At 43.8% G+C, this 22,184-nt stretch carries 12 protein-coding genes; 8 read left to right on the forward strand and 4 right to left on the reverse strand.

The window, feature by feature from the left end; genetic code table 11:
* The first annotated feature begins 1 nt into the window (after position 1).
* Together H8B17_RS03235 and H8B17_RS03240 are read left to right on the forward strand one after the other, a co-directional pair.
* Positions 2-2,791 (forward strand): glycoside hydrolase family 95 protein, encoded by a 2,790-nt coding sequence (locus H8B17_RS03235; RefSeq protein WP_190307714.1) that lies wholly within the window; start codon positions 2-4, stop codon positions 2,789-2,791.
* The gene (locus H8B17_RS03240) at positions 2,791-6,285 is read left to right on the forward strand and encodes a malectin domain-containing carbohydrate-binding protein (protein ID WP_190307715.1); all 3,495 of its coding nucleotides are present in this window, start codon (positions 2,791-2,793) and stop codon (positions 6,283-6,285) included. Before H8B17_RS03235 ends, H8B17_RS03240 begins: the two co-directional genes overlap by 1 nt.
* Positions 6,286-6,735: 450 nt before the next feature.
* On the opposite strand, the gene H8B17_RS03245 is transcribed toward H8B17_RS03240, so the two are convergent.
* A complete protein-coding gene (locus H8B17_RS03245) occupies positions 6,736-7,611 on the reverse strand; it encodes an AraC family transcriptional regulator (RefSeq protein WP_190307716.1) in 876 nt (291 codons plus the stop codon).
* Between the two features lie 664 nt (positions 7,612-8,275).
* Here H8B17_RS03245 and H8B17_RS03250 point away from each other — a divergent pair.
* From H8B17_RS03250 to H8B17_RS03275, 6 genes are all read left to right on the forward strand, one after another.
* On the forward strand, positions 8,276-8,923 hold the full coding sequence (locus H8B17_RS03250) for a DUF3826 domain-containing protein (protein WP_190307717.1): 648 nt from the start codon (positions 8,276-8,278) through the stop codon (positions 8,921-8,923).
* Between the two features lie 56 nt (positions 8,924-8,979).
* Entirely contained in the window at positions 8,980-12,213 is a 3,234-nt protein-coding gene (locus H8B17_RS03255) for a SusC/RagA family TonB-linked outer membrane protein (RefSeq protein WP_190307718.1), read from the forward strand.
* 22 nt (positions 12,214-12,235) lie between these two features.
* Positions 12,236-14,257 (forward strand): RagB/SusD family nutrient uptake outer membrane protein, encoded by a 2,022-nt coding sequence (locus tag H8B17_RS03260; protein ID WP_190307719.1) that lies wholly within the window; start codon positions 12,236-12,238, stop codon positions 14,255-14,257.
* Positions 14,258-14,462: 205 nt separating this feature from the next.
* Positions 14,463-15,629 carry a DUF3826 domain-containing protein gene (locus H8B17_RS03265; RefSeq protein WP_190307720.1) on the forward strand — a complete coding sequence of 389 codons (1,167 nt, stop codon included), beginning with the start codon at positions 14,463-14,465 and terminating at the stop codon, positions 15,627-15,629.
* Between the two features lie 137 nt (positions 15,630-15,766).
* Positions 15,767-17,413, forward strand: coding sequence for a polysaccharide lyase (locus H8B17_RS03270; RefSeq protein WP_190307721.1), 1,647 nt, complete (start codon positions 15,767-15,769; stop codon positions 17,411-17,413).
* A gap of 153 nt (positions 17,414-17,566) precedes the next feature.
* Complete coding sequence (locus H8B17_RS03275) at positions 17,567-19,213, forward strand: pectate lyase family protein (RefSeq protein ID WP_223816330.1); 1,647 nt, start codon at positions 17,567-17,569, stop codon at positions 19,211-19,213.
* 85 nt (positions 19,214-19,298) lie between these two features.
* Here H8B17_RS03275 and H8B17_RS03280 read toward each other — a convergent pair whose 3' ends face one another.
* From H8B17_RS03280 to H8B17_RS03290, 3 genes are all read right to left on the reverse strand, one after another.
* A complete protein-coding gene (locus tag H8B17_RS03280) occupies positions 19,299-20,621 on the reverse strand; it encodes an OmpA family protein (protein WP_223816331.1) in 1,323 nt (440 codons plus the stop codon).
* 130 nt (positions 20,622-20,751) lie between these two features.
* On the reverse strand, positions 20,752-21,270 hold the full coding sequence (locus H8B17_RS03285) for a hypothetical protein (RefSeq protein WP_190307723.1): 519 nt from the start codon (positions 21,268-21,270) through the stop codon (positions 20,752-20,754).
* A 158-nt stretch (positions 21,271-21,428) separates the two neighbouring features.
* The gene (locus tag H8B17_RS03290; RefSeq protein ID WP_190307724.1) at positions 21,429-22,151 is read right to left on the reverse strand and encodes a LytR/AlgR family response regulator transcription factor; all 723 of its coding nucleotides are present in this window, start codon (positions 22,149-22,151) and stop codon (positions 21,429-21,431) included.
* Between the last annotated feature and the right edge of the window lie 33 nt (positions 22,152-22,184).

A 22,184-nucleotide genomic window follows, 5' to 3' on the forward strand; every position in this document is an offset into this window, starting at 1 on the left:
TATGCGCTTAACGTTTATCTTTCTTTCTCTTTATATAGCAAGTGCCGTGATGGCGCAGGGACAGAATAGGCTCTGGTACGATGAGCCTGCCCAAGAGTGGGAAGAAGCCCTGCCTATCGGGAATGGAAGGATGGGCGCCATGATATTTGGTGGTGACACTTTGGAAGAAGTGCAATTTAATGAAGAAACACTTTGGACGGGTGAGCCGCGAAATTATAATAGAAAAGGGGCGTATCGATATCTGGATACCATCCGGCTTTTGTTAGAACAGGGAAAACAACGCGAAGCAGAAGAGCTCGCGATGAACGAGTTCATGGGCCTGCAAAGCGAAACAGAGGATAATGGTCCTTGGTTGGCGCGCGTAGCCGCGGAGAGAAAGAAAGAGGACGGCGCCTATACCTACCATTTTGATGATGCCGATTGGGGCAAGATTCCCGTGCCCTCTTACGAAGGTTGGGAAGAAGTGGGGCTGGAAGGAGTTGATGGAGCTGCTTGGTTTCGGACGACTTTCGAGCTCACGGCAGAAGACTTAAAAAGTGACTGGGAGCTCGATCTAAATCGGGTTCGGCAGTATGATTATACCTATGTCAATGGCCAGTTGGTCGGTCATGAACAGGGAGATGGGACAAAGCGTTTATATACTGTTCCAAAAGAAATCCTTCGGGAAGGAACGAATGTAATCGCTGTACAGGTGATTAACTTGGTCGGCAAAGGCGGGATTTCGGGCTACAAAGACACCAGCATCCCGATTGGCTTTAAAAATGCAGCCGGGAAGTTTATCTCCATTGTTGGCGAATGGAAGTACTGGATCCAAGACTCCGAAGTCCCCAAAGTAGGGACATTCCAAGCATCCTACCAGCCATTTGGGCGCCTGAAGTTTCGCTTTCCAGCAGGAGATACCCAAGAATATGAACGCAGTTTAGATTTGGAAACCGGTCTAGCCGAAGTTCAATATAAAAGAGCAGGCGTACAGTTTTCCAGGGTCTATTTTGCCAGTTATCCCGATAATATGATCGGAATCCGCTTGACAGCCGATAAGCCCGGGCAGATTTCTTTCGGCTTGGCCATGGAAACAAAACATGAAAAACATCAGATCTGGAAGGTGGATGAACAAACTCTTGCGATGACCGTTGACGTCAAAGGAGGCGCGTTGGAGGGAACATCTTTCTTAACCGTCAAACTAGACGGTGGAACGATAACAGAACAAGATGGCCAATTACAAGTGAGAGATGCCCATAGCGCTGATATATATCTGACGGGGGCAACCAATTACGGCGACTATAAGACATTAGTTCCCGATTACATCGCCCCAGCCCAAGCACACCATCAAAAGGTAAAGAAAAAGACTTTCTCAAAGTTGCTCAAGAACCATCAACAAGATTATCGTCAATTGTTTAGCCGGTTTAGCATAGACTTGGGTGGAGAAGCGCAACGCGACATTCCGACCGATGAACGCCTACACCGTTTTGAATCAGCAGCAGACCCGGATTTAGTTGCCTTATATATGCAGTTCGGGCGCTATTTGCAGATTGCCAGTGCGCGTGAGGGAACACATCCGGCCAATCTTCAAGGTGTATGGAACCCTTGGTTAGAACCTTCGTGGGGAAGCAAATACACGACCAATATTAATCTCGAGATGAATTATTGGCCGACGGAGATACTCAACCTACCGGAGCTACACCATTCGCTGTTTCAGATGATTCGAGAGTTGAGCGAAGCCGGTCGTGAAACCGCACGTGAATATTACCATGCGCGAGGCTGGGTACTGCATCACAATACAGATGTCTGGCGTGGAACAGCGCCAATCAATAATTCCAATCACGGGATATGGCCAACGGGTGGCGCTTGGCTGTTGACCCATCTTTGGGAGCATTACCTGTTTAACCAAGACCCGAAAATTATTGCGGAGTATTACGACGTGATTAAGGGAGCGACGCTTTTCTTTAAAGATGTCTTGGTAAAGGATGAGCAGACAGGTTGGTTGGTCAGTACGCCTTCCAACTCTCCGGAGTATGGCGGATTGGTGAAAGGACCGACTATGGATCATCAAATTATACGGGCCCTGTTCGGCGTATTTTCCGAATCGGCGAAACTGCTCGGAAAAGATACCGCGCTACGCGACTCGATACAAACCATGTTGCCACAGATTGCGCCAAACCAAATCGGTCAATATGGGCAGTTGCAAGAATGGATGGAAGATCTCGATGATCCGGATAACAAGCATCGGCACGTTTCGCATTTATGGGGGCTACATCCCGGGAACGAAATTAATGCGGACGATACGCCGGAGTTAGTAGAAGCTGCTAAGCAGTCTCTACGAATGCGTGGTGATGATGGTACAGGATGGAGCTTAGCTTGGAAAATAAATTTTTGGGCTAGGTTGAAGGACGCACAACATACGTATACGATGATCAAAATGTTGTTACGCCCGGCTAGTAAAGCTGGTGGATCTTACCCGAACCTGTTCGATGCCCACCCACCTTTCCAGATTGATGGGAATTTTGGTGGCGCCGCTGGCATCGGCGAGATGTTGTTGCAGAGTCATACCACTTTTGTGGATGTTTTGCCAGCTCTTCCCCGAGAACTTCCCCAAGGAGAAGTGCGCGGCCTCAAGGCACGTGGCGGGTTTGAAATCGATCTGAAATGGTTCGACAACCATCTACAGCAAATTTCCGTAAAGTCGAATGCCGGCAAGCCACTAAAGCTTCGTTACGAGGGGAAAGTCGTGGAGATTCCAACCAAAAAGAATAAAACATATACATTCGATACAACACTTAATCTTTTAAAATAATGCATAAAGCCCTTGCCGGTATCACCTTCTTCTTTGTTTTTGTGACCCTTGCCCTTGCGCAAGAACCGCGTCAGATGATATCATTGGATGAAGACTGGCAAACTATTATGGACGAGGACGACTCGACCCGTTATCAAGGTTTTGAGCAGACGTCGTTTGTTGAAACGGACGACTGGAAATCGGTGGATGTTCCACATAACTGGGATCAGTACGGCGGATACCGGCGCCTGCTCCGTGGAAATCAATTCGGGTACGCCTGGTATCGTAAAGAATTTACCATTCAGCAGAAACCTGAGGGAAAACGTTTTTACGTTTTTTTTGAAGGTGTAGGTTCTTATGCTACCGTGTGGTTGAATGGACAGCAGGTCGGATACCATGCCGGAGGACGGACGACGTTTACCTTAGATGTAACGGATGCTATATACGCCGATGGACGCTCCAATTTATTGGCCGTACGTGCCGATCACCCGACGTTGATCCGGGATTTACCTTGGGTAGATGGCGGCGGCTCGGCCGAGCGTGGTTTTTCGGAGGGATCACAACCCATGGGAATCTTCCGGCCCGTTAGCCTCATCGTGAAAAATGAGGTTAATATCGCACCCTTTGGTGTGCATTATTGGAACGATGAAACGGCAGATGAAGACGGAGCGGAAATACAACAAACCGTAGAGATCGTGAATACCTCGAACCAAACTAGACGTTTGACTATCGTGACAAACATGCGAAATGCAAAGGGTAAAAAAATACACAGCAGTAAAGATGTGCTACAAATCGATGCACATATAACGAGCGAGTTTCCGTTGTCAACCCTCCAGGTAGCTAAACCCACTCTCTGGGATACCGAAGATCCTTATTTGTATACGATGGAAACCATTGTCCAAGAGGGAAGACGTGTCCTTGATCGGATAGAAACACCCTATGGCATACGTGCGATACGCTGGCCCAAAGGCATAAAGCCGATTGGAACAAACCAACTACTTGTAAATGGGAAGCCGGTGTTCATCCACGGTATTGCCGAATATGAACATAAATTAGGCGGTTCCCATGCTTTTACGGCAGAAGAGATAACCGCGCGGGTTCGGGATATGAAAGCTTTGGGTTTCAATTCATTCCGGGATGCCCATCAGCCGCACAATCTTCGTTATCAACAGTTTTGGGATCAAAACGGTATCTTATTATGGACGCAGATGGCGGCGCATATCTGGTTTGACAACGAAGCGTTTCGAACGAATTTCAAGAATCTGCTCCGCGATTGGGTAAAAGAACGGAGAAATAGCCCCTCTGTTTTCCTTTGGGGTATCGAAAATGAAAGCACTTTACCGGAAGATTTTGCCAGAGAATGTATGGATATCATCCGTTCACTTGACCCTACAGCCTCTATCCAACGTTTGGTGACCACCTGTAATGGCGGAGACGGTACGGATTGGGATGTGCCGCAAAACTGGACAGGAACTTATGGCGGGGATCACAACACCTATGGCGAAGACTTAAAGCGTCAACTATTAGTTGGCGAGTATGGTGCTTGGCGCACATTGGAGCTCCACGCCGAGCCTCCTTATCTTCCGAACCACCCGGTCTATAGCGAAGCGCGCTTTACAGAGATTCTGGAGACTAAGCTGCGCTTAGCCGACTCTGTAAAAGATGAAGCGATCGGACATTACCAGTGGCTGTGGAACTCCCACGACAACCCAGGAAGGATACAAGGAGGAGAGGGATTGCGGGACTTAGACAAGATCGGTCCGGTCAATTATAAAGGGTTATTGACCCCTTGGGGTGAGCCGACGGACGCCTATTATATGTACCGGGCGCATTACAGTGATAAAAAGAATGACCCGATGGTGCACATCGCATCCCATACTTGGCCTAACCGTTGGTTGGAGCCGGGAGTGAAAGATGCGATTCGGATCTTTTCCAACTGTGAAGAAGTGGAGCTTTTCAACGATTTGGAAAATATTTCCTTGGGCGTGCAAAAGCATCCGGGCTTTGGCAAGCCATTTGAGTTTAATGGCGTCGATGTCCAATATAATGTACTCTACGCAGAAGGTAGAAACGGCGGTAAGACAGTCGTTCGGGATACCATTATCCTGTTCAACATGCCGCAGAGCCCGAATTTTGAGCAGATGCGCGACGTATCATCGACTTTATTGAAAGGAGATGCGGATGCCCATTACCTGTATCGCGTGAACAGTGGCGGGCCGGCCTATACGGATGTATTTGATCAGGATTGGCTTGCGGATCAGCCCTACACAACGGAAGCAGGGTGGGGATCGTTATCCTGGGCGGATAACTTTGATGATATCTCCTCGACTTTTGCTAGCCAAAGACGCATCTTCGACCCCATTAAAGGGGTGGCCGATTGGGCCCTATTCCAAACGTTTCGTTATGGTCTAGATCAACTGGCTTATCGTTTTGACCTACCTGACGGAACGTATCAGGTGGAGCTTTATTTTGCCGAACCTTGGGTTGGCGGTGCCGGATTGAAGAATGGTACAGCGATGCGTCTTTTTGATGTGGCAATCAACAATGTCGTTCAAGAAAAAAATATCGATATATGGAAGGAAGTCGGGCATGATGCCGCACTGAAACGTAGCTATGAAGTAATGGTAGAGGGCGGGCAGCTAACGGTTCATTTCCCACATGTAGCAGCCGGACAAGCCGTTATTCAGGCGATTGCCATTGCTTCGGCGGATGCACAATCTGAAAACGAGAAAAAATTCACGCACTTTAATGCGGAGGTGAAAGCAGGAGCAGGTTCGAAAATAGAACGATGGATGGATATCGGGCAGACCTACGACACGGTGCAACAGCTGTCTTTCCACAAATTGCCGGGCTACCTTTATGGAGCGGACTATTTCACACGAAGCGGGAGTAGAGAAGATTTGTCTCTAACTTTCCGCCACCCTACGAATTTCTATCTTCTAACAAATGAAGAGCCAGCAGGTTACGAATTTATGGGGGACTCTGTCATGAATAATAAAGGAACCCATTACCAGATATACCGTAAAGTATTAGATGCAGGTGAGATTGTACAAGTACCCAAAGAGACCGTGGCCGACTTGGTGGTGTTCCAGCAACAGAGCGGCTTGCAGCCCGCGTTCGATTTGAAAGAGTCGGTAAGCTATAAAGCTCATGAAGCGTCAAATTACGAGAATATGCGGAAAATACACTTCCAGAAAAGCGATCGCTTACAGTATACTGATAATGATGGCTGGATGGAGTTTGAAATAAAAGTAGGCGTCGCAGACGTATACGCTTTGATGTTAAAATACCATAACGCATCCAAAGAGACAAGAGAGGCGACCATTGAATTAATTACAATGGATGATGTGGTTTTGAAGCCAGCAGAAACAGTTCGTTTAGAACCCACACGAGAAGGTAAATGGAACTATATTGATACCGACACCGGAACGATGATCAATGCAGGGACTTATCGCATAAGGGTTAAATCTATAGACGCCAAGGATATTTATATTGATGCTGTTGATGTTAAGTAGTCTTTCTTTTTTTTAGAAAAAAAGAAATAAAAAAATCGTCGCTTCGGATATTTGAGAGGGATTGTTTGTGCTAAGGATGAGTTTCTACAGACCTCAAACATCCGGATGCGACCCTTTGTGTTAATTGGGGGATAATACAATAATGTATGGTGTGTTAGCGCTTCTTTATAAAGATAATAGAATATCGTTCTTTCGGTTTCGAAGATAGCTATTAAACAAACATATAAGGCTAACACGAATGTAGACACCTACGCACGCGGAACGCGGGCTAAAACGGCCTTGTATCGTTCGGCGGCCATCTTTGAGCAGGCTATTCCGTAAAAAAACAGAATAATGTCTGAACGAAGTGAGTTTTATTCTGTTTAGGAATAGACAAACAAAGATAGCCGAACTATACTCAGCCTTGACTTTTTGTCCCCTTTTTTGTCAAGAAAAAAGGGGTAGAAAGAACTAATTACGATTAAGATATCTCTTTTTATACTCTAATGGTGTCAACCCCATAACCTTTTTAAAATGGCGGTAGAAATTTGATACGTTATTAAAACCACATTCGAAGCAGATCACTTCGGTCGGCATTTTATTTTCGACAAGTAGACGGCAAGCGTGGCTGATACGGATTTCCACTAAGAAATCATAATACGTTTTCCGTGTCATCATCTTAAAATATCGACAAAAAGAGGTGATACTCAGGTTGGCGATATTGGCAACCTCTTCCAAGGTAATGTCGTTTCTGTAATGCGTATGGGTGTAATTAAAAATATTGTTTAGACGGATGTTATCCGCTTCATTGGATTGATGAAAGGTTGTCTGGGTTTTGACGATGGTTTCACATTCATCACTTTCAGCAATCGTTTTTAAAATCTGCAATAAGGAGATGACCCTACCCAGCCCAGTTTCGTTCACACAATCATGCATGAGTTGAGCGACAAGACGTCTGGTTTCCCCCTTAATAAGCAAGCCACTTTTGGCTTTTTCAAATAACCTAGGAATTAAGTAAGATTCTGGAAGTTGGAGTAATTGCTTGCCCATACAGTCCGGGAGAAACTGTAATACGATCGCTTCGATGTTGTAATCTGGATTATTCTGGAAATACTCATCCTTGCATCGCCATGCGTGTGATAGCTTTTCACCCACCAAGATAATTTCGTCCGCTGCAAATTGACTGATATTATCCCCTATAAAACGAATACCTTCGCCACGGATAGTATAATGCAGCTCTAGTTCTGCATGGTAGTGCCACACATTCCCAAAATTTGGCATGATATCATGACGAGCGGAAAATGAGCTTTCCAATTCTGCCGGAAGTTTTCGATATAAAGGTTTCATATGTATACCATTTGTCTTTTAAAGGCCATATGGAATGTCCAGACGATATTCATCGGTGTTTGTATTTGATAATCATTGACATTTCATACTATTAACCAAATAATTTATGGCAGATATGTTATGTACGATTCTTGTTTCAGTTTTCGAATATAGGGTTTTTATTTCTTTTTCTATGGCAATATGCTATAATGAAAGGAGATTGTTACAAGCCAGTCCAATTTATTTTAAGCTTGAGGATATTCGCCATAGATGCCGGTTTTTCGATTGACCTACAGGTAAATACAAAATTGCTTATTAATATGATTTGCAACTTTTAGGTGTGATAAAGACCCGGGTTCTGATGTTAAGATAAAACTACGCCTTCAAATGTCGTAACATATTGTTAAATCTTGGATGATAATATATTATAGTGATTGGATAAATTAACACATTATTAACATGATAATATTATGTTATTTTGATCTTGCGATTAGTTACAGTTTCAGCTGTCGTGAAATGTTTTAACGTTAATCGATTGTTTTTTAGGGTATTGTCGATGAGAAGTGTGAGAATTGAAAGTATAGATTTCGTATTGCCTGTTGCTCAATGAATGCTTGATTTATGTACTTTTTTAACAGTCGGTTTATCTATAAGATATAAAAAAATAATATAATCATTGCTATATATGAAAGTTAATATGAAATGGTTCGCGGGGATACTATTGATGTTTTTTGTCGGAAAAGGATTTGCACAAACCGAGGAAGAAAAGTACCTTCAAGTCATTACGGAACGATCGGATAAAATTGTGACGACTTTGGGTATTACGGATTCGGTAAAATATAATCAAGTACGCGATGTGTTGGTTAACCAGTACGCTACATTAAATGCGCACCACGAGAATCGGGAAGCAGAAATTAAAAAGCTCAAAGGCACTTTTGCTGGACAGAAGGAGGCACTCGAGGAGGAACGTACGAAGTATGAAGCGAAGGAAGATGCTGCTCTTCGGGAGATACATCATACCTTTTTGGAAGCTTTGGGTAATTTGATACAATCCGAGCAAATAGAAAAGATTAAAGACGGCATGACATACGGCGTATTGCCGTTGACTTATGGTGCTTATCAGGATATGATACCGAGCTTAACCAGCGAGCAAAAAGCGAGAATTCTGGTTTATTTAACGGAGGCGCGGGAGCTGGCCATGGATGCTCCAGGCTCCAAAGAAAAGCATGGCGTATTTGGGAAATATAAAGGGCGAATTAATAATTATCTGTCTTCCGAAGGTTATAACCTGAAAGAAGAAGGAGACAGATGGGCAGAACGCCGTGCAAAGTAGGCCCTAATTAAAGTACCCCTAATTTTAATAGTATAGAATAGAGAATCAGATAAACCATGAAGAGTCAATTTTTATTACTTTGCCCTTTCTTTGCTGTAGCACCGTTGCAGATGACAATGGCTACGGTACCGAATGATCATGAGGCAGTTCATGCCGATCTTTTCGTAAACGTAACCGGTAAAGTCTCGGATCCGGAAGGAAATCCGGTGATTGGAGCCACTGTTGCCATAAAAGGAACAACAACGGGCACCAAAACAGATGTCGATGGTATATTTAGAATAAATTTACCACAGGGAGATGAGATATTAGTGATTAGCTACGTAGGTTATAAGACCATTGAATATCCAGTAAATAAGCAGACGAATGTAGAGATAACATTAGAACCTGCCGATGCACTAGATGAGGTGGTGGTTGTGGGATACGGCACGCAAAAGAAAGCGCACCTGACGGGTTCAGTGGAGACGGTAGACATGGAAGCGATAGAGGACCTGCCGGCGACTAATATCGGGGCTGCGCTAGCAGGACGTTTAGTCGGTGTTGATATTTCGGGAGGTACCTCCAGACCCGGCTCGAAGGCCGGTTTGGTAGTCCGTACAACAATTCCTTACGGAAAGGACGCCGGAACTACGGAGCCTTTATATGTCATTGATGGTGTGATACAGGTTGACGAACAGAATACGCCCGAGGCAACCCTTTTTCGGAATCTTGACCCCTCAGAGATAGAAAGTATATCGGTTCTGAAAGATGGTGCTGCGGCGGTATATGGTGTACGCGGGGCGAATGGTGTAGTTATCGTGACGACGAAAAGAGGAAAAGCGGGAGCCCCTAAGATTTCTTATAACGGTTCGATTGCGGTCAATGACAGAACCTACCGTACCAAAATGATGAATGCCTACGAGTTTGGGCAATATTTCAACATCATGAATGGGAAATACGGCGCCAATGTTCAGCCTACCGATGGTAACTACCGAGATCGAATATTTTCAGCAGACGAGTTAGAGCATTTTAAAGGTTTAGATTATAATTGGTTGGATGATGCTTGGAAAGCCTCCTATAATACACGACATGCGCTCAATTTGAGTGGAGGCTCTGAGCGGGCAACCTATTTTGCAGGTGTGACTTATAGTAAGCAGAACGGAAACTTAGGTACATTAGATTATAATAAATGGAATTTTAGGGCGGGAACCGATGTCAAGGTCGCGTCCAACTTTAAGGTTTCGTTACAAGTCTCCGGAAATGAGGATCAATTGGATAAAACCTTTAACAAAGTTTCGGGGGAAGGACAGGAAGATGATTATAAGAACCTCCTCTTAGCGGCGCCGTATGTGCCGGCTTATATAGATGGTTTACCGGTTAAACTGCCGGGACGGACAAATGATTTATCTGCCTATCATTTTTATGAAATTGAGCGTTTAGGCAATTTAGCAGAAACGGATTCCCGGTTCTTCTCTATCAATGCATCCGCTGAATACGAAGCACCGTTCTTAGAGGGGTTGAAAGCACGAATGACCTACGCCCGCAATATGCGCCATTCTGTGGGAAGCCAGATCGGTACAAAATATGACTTGTACGAATTTACAAGGAGAGGAGAACACGGGCACATCTACGAGGGTGCAACAAATCCTAAATCGCTCACTGTAAGCAATGGTAACCGCTTGTATTTTTCCAATAGAAGCGGAATCAATACACAGGTTAACTTCTTTTTAACCTATGAAAAGCAGATCGGAAAGCATAATTTCAGTGGTCTTTTTTCCGTAGAGCGCGGCGAAGCAGAAGGCGAACAGGAAGATGTTTGGAAATACGATCCGCTAGAGTCGACTAATGGTCAGTTTGGTACTGCTTTTGGTGAAATTGACGGACGTACATTTGCAAATGAATCGGGATCTCTGGGGTATATAGGGCGTGTCAACTACCGTTACGGCGAAAAATACCTCGCAGAGTTCCTTTTCCGTACCGATGCTTCTACCAAGTTTGCGCCCGAAAATTACTGGGGTAAATTTTACTCCCTATCGGCGGGTTGGGTTTTGAGTGAAGAAGATTTTTTCAAAGAAGTGAAAGGTATAAACCATTTAAAATTGCGTTATTCGGTTGGACTAATGGGAAATGATCAGTTTGCGGCATGGACATGGAGACAGCGTTATACGTACCAGGTTGGTAAAGGACCCGTATTCGGTGGGAATGGAAATGCACTGACTGGTATGAGAATGGAAAAATCGCCCAATAGGGATGCGACCTGGAGCGACGAATTCAAAAACAACCTTGGAATTGATGCCCGATTCTTGAATAATCGGCTTTCTGCGACCTTAGACGGATATTTCAATAAAGGGACAAATATATTGCTGGAGCGTGTCGGTAATGTTCCTGTCTCTGTAGGAGGATCTATTGCGGCAGAAAACTATGCACGCGTAAATAACTATGGATACGAGATATCCTTGGGATGGGACGATCAGATCGGTCGCGATTTTCGCTACGGTATTAGCGGTCGTTTGTCTTGGGGAGAATCGAAAATAATAGAGATTGACCATCCCGCAGCCTACGAAGCACAACCTTGGAATTCGGGAATAAACGGTTCAACGGGCGATCACGGTATGTGGGGGTATGATCACTTGGGGATGTTTAAAACGCAGGCGGAGATCGACGCGTACGTAAGCGAATATAATATCAAAGAAGTCTTTGGTACACAAGCAAACGACTTGCGTCCGGGTATGCTGTATTATCGGGATGTAAGAGGTGAGTTGCAAGCAGACGGTACGTTTGCAGAACCGGACGGGATTATCAACGAATTTGATCAGGTGCAATTAAGCAAGAAAGCAAATAATCCTTTTGCTTATGGTTTTACACTAAAAGCGGGATATAAGAGCTTTTCATTCGAGACGGTCATCACCGGTAGCTTTGGCGGATGGTCGGAGATTGGTGAAACGAAGCAATTGAATAATGATATCACGCGAGTATATAATAATCTTCCCGTGATTTGGAATGATATTTATGATCCGGAATTAAATCCAACAGGAACAATGCCAAACCCGCACTGGGAAAATATATATGGTGTCAGCTCCAATTTCTGGAGAACGAGTGCATTCAGAATGCGGGTAGCCAGCCTGAACTTGGGGTATACTTTACCCGGGAGCTTGATCGATCGTTTGAAAGTATCCAATGCGCGTTTGTATCTTTCGGCGATAAATCCGATGGCCTTATACCAGCCTTTTAGTTACAAAGATGCGTATGGTACCTCATGGGACTCTTATCCGAATCTAAAGACGTTCTCTTTCGGCCTTAATCTTACGCTATAATTACCATTAAATAAATTGAGAAATGAAGAAGTATCTATATATCAACCTGTTTCTATCCATACTCTTAATGCATACCAGCTGTAGTGATAAATTTCTGGAAGAAAAGCGAGATTTAGGAGCAGTTAATGAAGATGTTTTTATCGATCCAGTATTGGGACAGGCCTATATCGATTATGTGTACGGCATGTTCTTACCAGCTAACAATCAAACCGGGTTTATGCAGACAAATACAGCGTCTGAAAACGGCTCTTATAATACTGTGTTTACACAAACGACCGATGAATTAGCCGGTGAAACCGATTTTAACAAGCAATGGGCCAATATCTCCTATGTCAATAACCATGCAAATAAATATTTTGGTCAACGAATGACTACGAATATCAATAATAACACGTGGACGAGATTACGACAAATCAATCTGTTCTTAACGGAGGTAGACAAGTATGGGATGGACGAGGAACCTAAAAACCTGTTGAAAGGGCAGATGTACTTCTGGCGCGCGTGGCAATATTTTGAATTGGTCAGGCTTTATGGGGGGGTACCGTTGGTACTGGAACCGCAGAATCCGGCCGTGAGTGATATTGAAGAAAATTCAACCCCGCGTAGTTCGACCGCAGAAACCATCGCGCAGATTCTCTCCGATCTCGATATGGCAATGGAATTGCTGCCCGGTAGATGGGATGCGGCCAATTGGGGACGTATTACCAGTGGTGCGGCGGCGGCGGTAAAGGGTCGCGTATTATTGACCTATGCTAGTCCACTATTTAATCCAAACGATGAGGTAGAAAGGTGGCAAGCAGCTTACGATGCCAACTTGGAAGCAAAAACACTGTTGGAACAAAATGGTTTTGGGCTTTACCAGGAAGGAAATTTCGCGAATGGTGAGGCATGGGAAGGCATGTGGCATAAAGAAGAGGGAAATCCCGAGGCAATTATCGTTTTTGGATTCAATAATTTGGCAAAGGGCGGAAATTTTGCTAAAAATAGTGGTTGGGAGCAATCGATCCGGCCGACGGAAATAAATGGTGCGGGTTCGGTTTCACCGACTAAACAAATCGTAGAATCTTTTCCAATGAAAGACGGAAAAGCCATAGACGATGCCTCTTCTGCATATACTTATGATCCAAATAAGTTTTACAAAAATAGAGATCCCAGATTTTATAAATCGTTTGCCTATAATGGGGCTATATGGCCTTATGGTAGGGACGACCAATATAAACTATGGACGTACTCTTGGAGGGAAAGTGATGGCGGTGCATATAAGCCTACTGAAACACGGGGTGCTAATGCCAGTGGAATATATGTGCGCAAAGCATCGAATTTAGGCGCAAATAATTCCATCAACAACTTTGAAGAAAGCGGGACAGATTTTATGGAGTTCCGTTTTGCGGAGCTTGTTTTAAACCTTGCCGAGTGTGCTGTCGGAATTAATCGTCTTAATGAAGGATTAGAAGGTTTGGTCGCCATACGGGAACGTGCAGGTGTCGAAAACAATGATGGTTCGTACGGTCTAGCCGATGTTGCTGGAGATAGAAACAAATTGTTTAAAGCTATTCTCGATGAAAGAAAAGTAGAGTTTGCATATGAGGGCAAACGTTTCTACGATCTTAGGCGTTGGATGCTGTTCGACAACGAGACCGGGATGAATACGCGGCTTGGTATTCCGGAATTGAATGGTACACGACGGACCGGCTATCGCATTACCGTTAAAGACGGTGCAGGAGAGTATTTTGGCGCCGGGGATCCGCTATTGGTTGGAGATGGTGGTAGCGCACCGGTTATCGATAGAAACACCACAGAGTATCCGGGGGATATCAAAACACATGAAGAGTACGTCGATTATCTGTATGATAACTATTTCGTGGTGGAAGAAAGAGATGATTTGGATCGGACAAATGTCTCGCCTACATGGACATTTCAGTGGTACCCAGAATACTATTATTTCGGTATACATCAAAATGTATTGGAAAGTTCACCTTATTTAGAGCAAACCAAAGGATGGAATAGTATCACTGGAATGGGTACATTTGATCCCTTGCAATAAAAGACGTCAAAATATCAAATACAGGAAACACCTCATCCTTCTTTGGAAAGAGGTGTTTTTCTTTTATACGGAATTACATAGTTAATATTTGATATGAACAGGATAAAATAATATAAAATTGACTTTTTTGGTTTCTGTACTTTTGATTCGTAAACCTATAATAATCAGGATGATTTCCTAGTCAATAATGTTATAAATAAACGATATGAAAGCAGGATTTTTAATATTTTTTTTATCGACCAGTATTTTAGTTGCTCTAGGGCAAGCGGATCCCGAGTACCAATCGGTTGCTTCGGCGCGTGCAGAAAAAATTGTAGCGGAGGTAGAACCTGCATTGGCAAGCAGTATTAGGGGCAAGATCCGCGATGTAGTGGCGAACCAATATATTGCACTACATACTATCCACGCCGAGCGAGATCGCCAATTAGAGAAACAAGGGGCAAATAAGGAACGGGTTTTAGCTCATGCCGACTCCATGGTGGCAGAGAGACACGATCAATACATTACCGCATTACAGGAATTGTTAACAGCAGAACAGGTTGAGGCCATAAAAAATGGAATGACCTATTATACGGTACCAAAGACCTATAACAATTATCTCTTAATGCTACCTTTTGCGACGGAAGAAGAATTGGTGCTTATCCGGGAAAATCTGAAAGAAGCCCGTGAACATGCTATGGATGGAGGTTCGGCAAAGGAAAAACACGCTTGGTTTAATAAGTACAAAGGACGTATTGCCAATGCATTGGCTAGTCGAGGATATAATCTAAAAGAAGAAGGAGAAAGGTGGGCGGAAAGAAGAAATTTAGAGTCGTCCGCAACTTATATTACGGAATCTAATAGGGTAATGGAAAAATTAAGTATATCAGATAAATGGATAGAGGAGCAGATACGAAACCTGTTGGCTTTTCAATATCAGAAGATGGATGTTATTTATACTGATAAGCAATTGCAAACAGCCGAAATGGAGCGTGCATCGCTCGATGACGCGGAAAGAGAAAAACGCGCCGTTCAGATTTGGGAAGAAAGTAAAAATGCACTTGATGTGCAACGAGATAAATTTTTTAAAAAATTAGAACCATTGTTGAATAAGGAACAAATTGAGCTGGTTAAAAACGAAATGACGCATAACGGTTTTCAAAAAGAATTAACGCGTTTTGAAGAATTGCTGCCAGATTTGAACGATGAAGAAAAAGTTGTGATAATCGAATATTTAAAAGAAGCACGCGAGAATGCATTGAATGTGCAGACAAATAGAGAGCGGAATCAGTGGTTTGCTAAATATCGGGGTCGCGCGAATAACTATCTATCTAAGCAAGGATATGATTTAAAAAAGGCCACAGAAGATTTGGAGCAGAGAACGAAAAATTAGGGCAAAAAAGATATAGATAATATCCTATAGTCTCTCGTGAAGATAATATAGATAAGTCATTTTTTATACCCCTAACTTTGGTATAGCTAATATCGATTATCGATTATATGCCTGATATTATCATAAAATATTTATATATGAGTAAAAAATTATCATTTTTGATTGCGACAATTTTCACTTTGGTCGCGATAAACCAAGCAAAAGCGCAGTATCCAAAGATACCGGAGCAAGTACAAAAAGAAACAAATACAATGATGGAGGCTGCACGCCAGCGTTCAGACATTGCCTGGGGCAAAGCACTGCCCGTGATTGAGGAATATGCGAAACAGGGGAAGCCTTATATTCCTTGGGCATTTCGTCCTACAGATTTACCTCAGGCAGAGATTGCTGCATTTCCAGGTGCAGAGGGTGGTGGTAAATATACTTTCGGTGGACGAGGTGGAAAAGTGATCGTGGTGACTAGTTTGGAAGATCATGGTCCGGGAACACTTCGTGAAGCCTGTGAACAAGGAGGGCCGCGTATAATCGTCTTTAACGTCGCGGGTATTATTCGCTTGAAGACCCCGTTGATTATCCGGGCTCCTTATATCACGATTGCCGGCCAATCCGCTCCAGGAGATGGCGTCGTTGTGGCTGGGGAGTCGGTATGGATAGACACGCACGACGTGTTGATTCGCCATATGCGTTTCCGTAGAGGGGAGACCTACGTCGGACGCCGTGATGACGCTATCGGCGGTAATCCGGTTGGTAACATTATGATTGACCACGTTTCTGCCAGCTGGGGTCTAGACGAGAATATGTCGATGTACAGACATATGTATAACGACAGTACGGGTTCTCAGGAGAAGAAATATGGAACGGTGAATATCACCATCCAAAACTCTATCTTCTCCGAAGCACTGGATACTTGGAACCATGCCTTTGGTAGCACATTAGGAGGCGAGAACGCAACCTTTATGCGCAACCTTTGGGCGAATAATGCGGCCAGAAACCCTTCTATCGGGTGGAATGGTATTTTTAACTTTGCGAATAATGTCGTGTACAACTGGGTGCACCGTGCGATCGACGGGGGTGACTATCAAGCAACGTATAACATCTTTAATAACTATTTCAAACCAGGGCCAGCAACGCCGAAAGGAGAACCAATCAGCTATCGCTTATTGAAGCCAGAGTCCGGAAGAAGTAAGTTGCCCTATGTTGTCTTTGGCCGCGCGTATGTAGAAGGTAATATCGTCAACGGAAATACTAAAGTGACAGAGAACAACTGGGATGGTGGTGTTCAGGTCGAAAACAAAGCCGGTAACCTGATGAGTTTTGAGGAAGCAAAACCTTATTTTGCCGCTATGCGTGCGGCGAAACCTTTCCCTCATGCTGAATTCCGTGTTACCTCTGCTGAAGAAGCATATGAAGAAGTTTTAGCAAATGCCGGTGCCACTTTGCCGAAACGTGACGCCGTCGATCTTCGGATCGTGAAAGAAGTCAAAGATGGTAAACCAATACCGTTAGCCGAAAAAGACGTGCAATATCCGGAAGTTGACTTTGAGCACCGCAGACTGCCGAAAGATTCCTATAAAATGGGTATAATTACACACATCTCTCAGGTCGGTGGTTATCCTGAATATAATGGCAAACCTTATAAAGATTCGGACAATGATGGTATTCCAGATGATGTAGAAAAGAAAATGGGCTTAGATCCAAATAACGGAGAAGACTCGGCGGCGATAACGGAATCTGGTTACGCCAACATCGAGATCTACTTGAATGGATTAGGAGAGAAGTCATAATTTTTATAATTGGTTTATTCCCTTCGGTAGGAAAATGATCGGAGGGGATAATATTTTATAGATAATCGTAAATATGATATAAGTATTTGATAATAAATCATTTTACCTTTGGATTAAGCATTGTCTATAACTGATAACTAAATTTATATACCGATGTTTACAAGAATACTGAAACGGAATAATCTATACATACCCTTATTGGCGGTAACCCTCGGTTTGTGTAACCAGCAGGAGGTAAAAGCACAATATCCAGTTATTCCCGATTCTCTACAGAAAATGGCGGATGCGCGGGATAAAGCAGAAGAGCAACGTTTGGCAAAAGTATGGGAAGCGGCGAAAGCTGTGATGGATCAAGAAGGGAAACCTTATATTCCTTGGGCCGCGGAACCAAAAGATTTGCCGCAAGCGGATATACTGGCGTTTCCTGGTGCAGAGGGCGGAGGAGCCTATACCCCGGGGGGAAGAGGTGGTCGCATATTTGTGGTGACTAGTTTAGCCGATAGCGGGCCAGGCACATTACGCGAAGCCTGTGAAGCAGGTGGTGCCCGGATTATTGTATTCAACGTGGCGGGAATCATCCAGTTGGAGAAACCTATTATCGTGAAAGCACCGTATGTGACGATTGCGGGACAAACTGCTCCTGGAGATGGTGTTTGCGTGGCAGGTGAATCTTTTTTGATTGACACGCACGATGTCATCGTACGATTTATGCGCTTTCGTAGAGGTGTAAATGAAGTCACACGGAGGGACGATGCATTAGGTGGAAATGGCGTAGGCAATATTATGTTAGATCATGTTTCTGCTAGTTGGGGACTGGATGAAAATATGTCAATGTACCGTCATGTCTATGACAGAGGGGGCAAAGATTTAAAGTTGCCAACTGTAAACATCACGATACAGAATTCTATCTTTTCCGAAGCGCTGGATACGTATAATCACGCTTTTGGTAGTACCATAGGTGGTTTGAACAGTACATTTATGCGAAATTTATGGGCTTCGAATATCAGCCGTAACCCGTCTGTAGGGATGTATGGCGACTTTGGGTTTGTAAATAATGTGGTATGGAACTGGTGGAACCGGAGTGCGGATGGAGGCGATCACCGTTCCGAATATAATTTCATTAATAACTATTACAAACCCGGGCCGATTACGCCTTTGGATAAACCGATATCCTACCGTATCCTCAAACCGGAATCTGGCAGAAGCCAAGAAAATGCGAACATGTTTGGAAAAGCGTATGTGCATGGAAATATCGTGGAAGGAAATAAGCGTGTAACGAAAGACAATTGGGATGGGGGTGTACAACCGGAGGCTGAGGGGGATCTCAGTACGCTTTTAGCGAAAATAAAAATGGATAAGCCGTTTTCGCTTTCTAATTTCGGGAAAATATTAACCGCCCAGAAAGCTTACGACTATGTACTGAAAAATGTAGGTGCTACGCTACCAAAGCGTGATGCGGTAGACGAACGCATTGTCAAGCAAGTGAAAACGGGCAAAGTGTTTTATACAGAGCCTGCCGAGCCATTGGCGCCATCACCCTATGTGAAACGTAGATTACCGGTAGATTCCTATAAGCAGGGCATTATAACGGATGTAAACCAGGTCGGTGGCTATCCCGTCTATGCAGGAACACCGTACAAAGATTCCGACAATGACGGAATTCCGGATGATGTGGAAACAAAAATGGGCTTGGACGCCAGTAATCCGGACGATGCGGCACAAATTAGTGACAACGGATATGCACATATAGAGAACTACCTGAATAGTGTAGTTCCAGAAAAGACTGTTAAGCCTTTATAACCCCTTTTTAAAGGCGCTCTTTTATTAGTTTAGTTAGTTTGGTAGGCTGTTGCGATCGCAACAGCCTTTTTTTAGGAATGCCCGATTACAGTTTGGTAAATTCAACACGTCTATTTTGGGTTCTTCCCGCTTCGGAGTCATTCGTTGACACAGGAACCGCTTCACCTTTTCCGAGGGTCTCTAGCCTGTCTGTAGAGATGCTATGCGTCGATACTAATATCTCTTTGACGGCCGCAGCTCGCTGTTCACTTAACGTCAGATTTGTTTTATCATCCCCAACGTTATCTGTATGCCCTACGATTTGCAAGCGTAATTGCGGGTTTTCCAGCAGGAGATCGGCAACAGATTTTATAACGCCAAACGATTGTGGCTGTATACGTGAAGCGCCGGTATCAAACAGTATGCCGGTCGTCGTAAATGAGCCATTTTGAAGAAGATGCTGGCGAGGCGGTATCAAACCCTTGGCGATTTTGATATTACCGACATAAACGCCGATTTGTTCATCCTTATAAGGACTGCTCGCTAATTTGAAAAACAATTGATTAAACTCCCCGGCTTTTGCCACACCTTTTGGTGCATCATATAGCTTTTCTCCGTCAATCCATATTCGCAAACGTTCTTTCTGGACCTGTATAGCTACGTGGGCGATTCGTCCATACCATGTTTTTACCTTGTTTTCACTTTTTGCCGGACTGTTGAAATAACGGATATACTTTTCATATGAATCTAAACTAAAGGTTCCTGAATGGGCATGTGGTGAGATGTTTACATAGAAAGACTTGTCGCCATTTTGTTCATTGAGCAGTTTGTTTGATGTAGGGGATTGCTCACCCGAAGCGAATAAACCAAATCTAAACTCCGGAGCCATCCATCCCTGAAAGTCTATCTCGAAAACCATATCAAACTCTACGCTAAAATCTTGACCAAACCCTTGTTCATTACTCGTCAAAACGACGCTTCGTTGTGCCATGCGTAGCCACTTCCCTTCCACATTATTCAAATTAACGATAACCGAACTACCATTGCTATTCCATCCTGATGGCAATTCTCCAATGGGATCGTCGACAAAATTTGCCGCGTATAGTACGGAATCGCCAGGAATGAAATCGTATTTGCTGTAAGATTGGAGCGGGTTGTTATTTTGTGGTTCAGCAGCATGTGTGTTCGTTGATTGGTCTTGTTGTACCGTTGTATCCTGTCCGTTGGCAGTAGAAGCCGATTCTATAGCTTGATCGATCCCTTTGGATACCGCTTTGTCGGTTTCGTTTACTATTTTATTCACAGCCGTGTTTTCTATTCTGCCTTTTACCTTCTTCCATATTCCCTGGGAATAGAGCGGACTAATGATACATATCGAGTGTACCGCAAAGACCAGCATGATTCTTGTCCATATCACTGTTTTTTCCATCTTCATATACTTTTAAATAAGTTTTTCATAAATCTACTTACCTATGTATTTTGTCAACGATTTTTTCGACAAAGGGCGATTTTTGACGTTCTATGTTTTTGTTTTATCGACAAAATGCGCAGATCAGGTATTAGTTGAGTTTAAAAGTTACACCGATGTTTAATACCGCGGCGCCATACCCAATTTCAGCAAAGGCTCCAAATTTTTCGGAGAACCAGTACCTAGAACCAATATGCCCAGCCCAAAGGAAGCCACCGGCAGAAGTAGAAAACGGCGCGTCATCTGCACCATCCCATTTAACAGAAGCAACGTTATAGCCGAGCATGATCCCGCCGTATGGATCGAACTTTGTTGAATTTACTTTCAGATGGTAGGATCCTCTAGCTGCGGCTAAAATATGGGTATATTTCCAATTGCCGTACCCCCCAAAAGATTCCTTTTTGGTCGAAAAAGCCGTGTAGGCACCCACACTGACACGATCTGAAATAGCCTGTTCGTAGCTTAATCCAATAGGAATACCAAGACCACCTCCGATTCCTATGCCTAGGTTAAATATTTTGTCGCCTTTTTGGAAAGACTGCGCGGGAGAGCTTGTTGCGTACAAAATGTACGCCAGTGTAATAAATACAGTGCTTTTAATCTTTGTCATGATTTATTTTAAGTTTTAATTTTTGTGAAAGCAAAATTAGACGAGGGGAATGATCAAAATTTACGTGCTACTACGGAATGCCAAAAAATCAGTATTACCGTAGCACTACGGATTCCATGAATTAGTGGGTAATGCGGTAGATACGGGATATTTTGAAGCTAGTACATCAATTCTTTGATGGCTGGGAGATAGTTTCGACTAACGTTCAGCTCTACATTATTGGGTAGCGTGATGAACGTTTTGTGAATGTCCTTGTATAGTTCCTTTAGATGGTCCAGGTTCACGATGTATGATCGATGGATGCGTAAAAATTGTTGAGGGTCAAGTTTTTGCATAAGTTGTCCTATCCCCTGTGTACTTAAAAAAGACTCGTTGTGAAGGGTGAAGATCCATGTATAATCTTTATCTGCCTTTAAATGTGTGATTTCGGAAACAGGAATACAGGTCAAACGATTTCCTTTTTCGACCAGAATACGTCGCGGATATAAAGCTGCTTTATCTTGCAAAGGATCGGTGATGTCGTTATTCTTGCACCATAGCTTTTGTAAGGACATCTGTAAACGTTTGGTGGTAAAAGGTTTGAGAAGGTAGTCCACTGCGTCGTATTCAAAGGCTTTGGCGGCGTCGGTTGTACACTCAGAGGTCAAGACAACGGCCGGTAAATGTTCTGTTCTATCCAGTACCTCAAATCCATTGATGCCGGGCAATCTCACGCTGATGAACATCACATCTGGTTGAAGTGCGTCAATATACCGTAGAGCTTCCAGACCGTTGCTCGCCTCCCAGAAAATCGCGGGATACTGATTTTGTTTCACTTCATCAATAAGTTGCCTACGAAACAAACAATCCCGGTCCACGATAAGCAAAGTTTGTTTTCTCATATTTCGTTAATACCAAGTTCCGTCAAAAATAGG

The sequence above is a fragment of the Sphingobacterium arenae genome (assembly GCF_014692505.1).
Classification (GTDB): domain Bacteria; phylum Bacteroidota; class Bacteroidia; order Sphingobacteriales; family Sphingobacteriaceae; genus Sphingobacterium; species Sphingobacterium arenae.

Coding starts and splice junctions, on each gene's coding strand:
- H8B17_RS03270 (WP_190307721.1), top strand. CDS start 15,767: ATGAGTAAAAAATTATCATTTTTGATTGCGACAATTTTCACTTTGGTC.
- H8B17_RS03235 (WP_190307714.1), top strand. CDS start 2: ATGCGCTTAACGTTTATCTTTCTTTCTCTTTATATAGCAAGTGCCGTG.
- H8B17_RS03255 (WP_190307718.1), top strand. CDS start 8,980: ATGAAGAGTCAATTTTTATTACTTTGCCCTTTCTTTGCTGTAGCACCG.
- H8B17_RS03275 (WP_223816330.1), top strand. CDS start 17,567: ATGTTTACAAGAATACTGAAACGGAATAATCTATACATACCCTTATTG.
- H8B17_RS03245 (WP_190307716.1), bottom strand. CDS start 7,611: ATGAAACCTTTATATCGAAAACTTCCGGCAGAATTGGAAAGCTCATTT.
- H8B17_RS03260 (WP_190307719.1), top strand. CDS start 12,236: ATGAAGAAGTATCTATATATCAACCTGTTTCTATCCATACTCTTAATG.
- H8B17_RS03285 (WP_190307723.1), bottom strand. CDS start 21,270: ATGACAAAGATTAAAAGCACTGTATTTATTACACTGGCGTACATTTTG.
- H8B17_RS03240 (WP_190307715.1), top strand. CDS start 2,791: ATGCATAAAGCCCTTGCCGGTATCACCTTCTTCTTTGTTTTTGTGACC.
- H8B17_RS03290 (WP_190307724.1), bottom strand. CDS start 22,151: ATGAGAAAACAAACTTTGCTTATCGTGGACCGGGATTGTTTGTTTCGT.
- H8B17_RS03250 (WP_190307717.1), top strand. CDS start 8,276: ATGAAAGTTAATATGAAATGGTTCGCGGGGATACTATTGATGTTTTTT.
- H8B17_RS03280 (WP_223816331.1), bottom strand. CDS start 20,621: ATGGAAAAAACAGTGATATGGACAAGAATCATGCTGGTCTTTGCGGTA.
- H8B17_RS03265 (WP_190307720.1), top strand. CDS start 14,463: ATGAAAGCAGGATTTTTAATATTTTTTTTATCGACCAGTATTTTAGTT.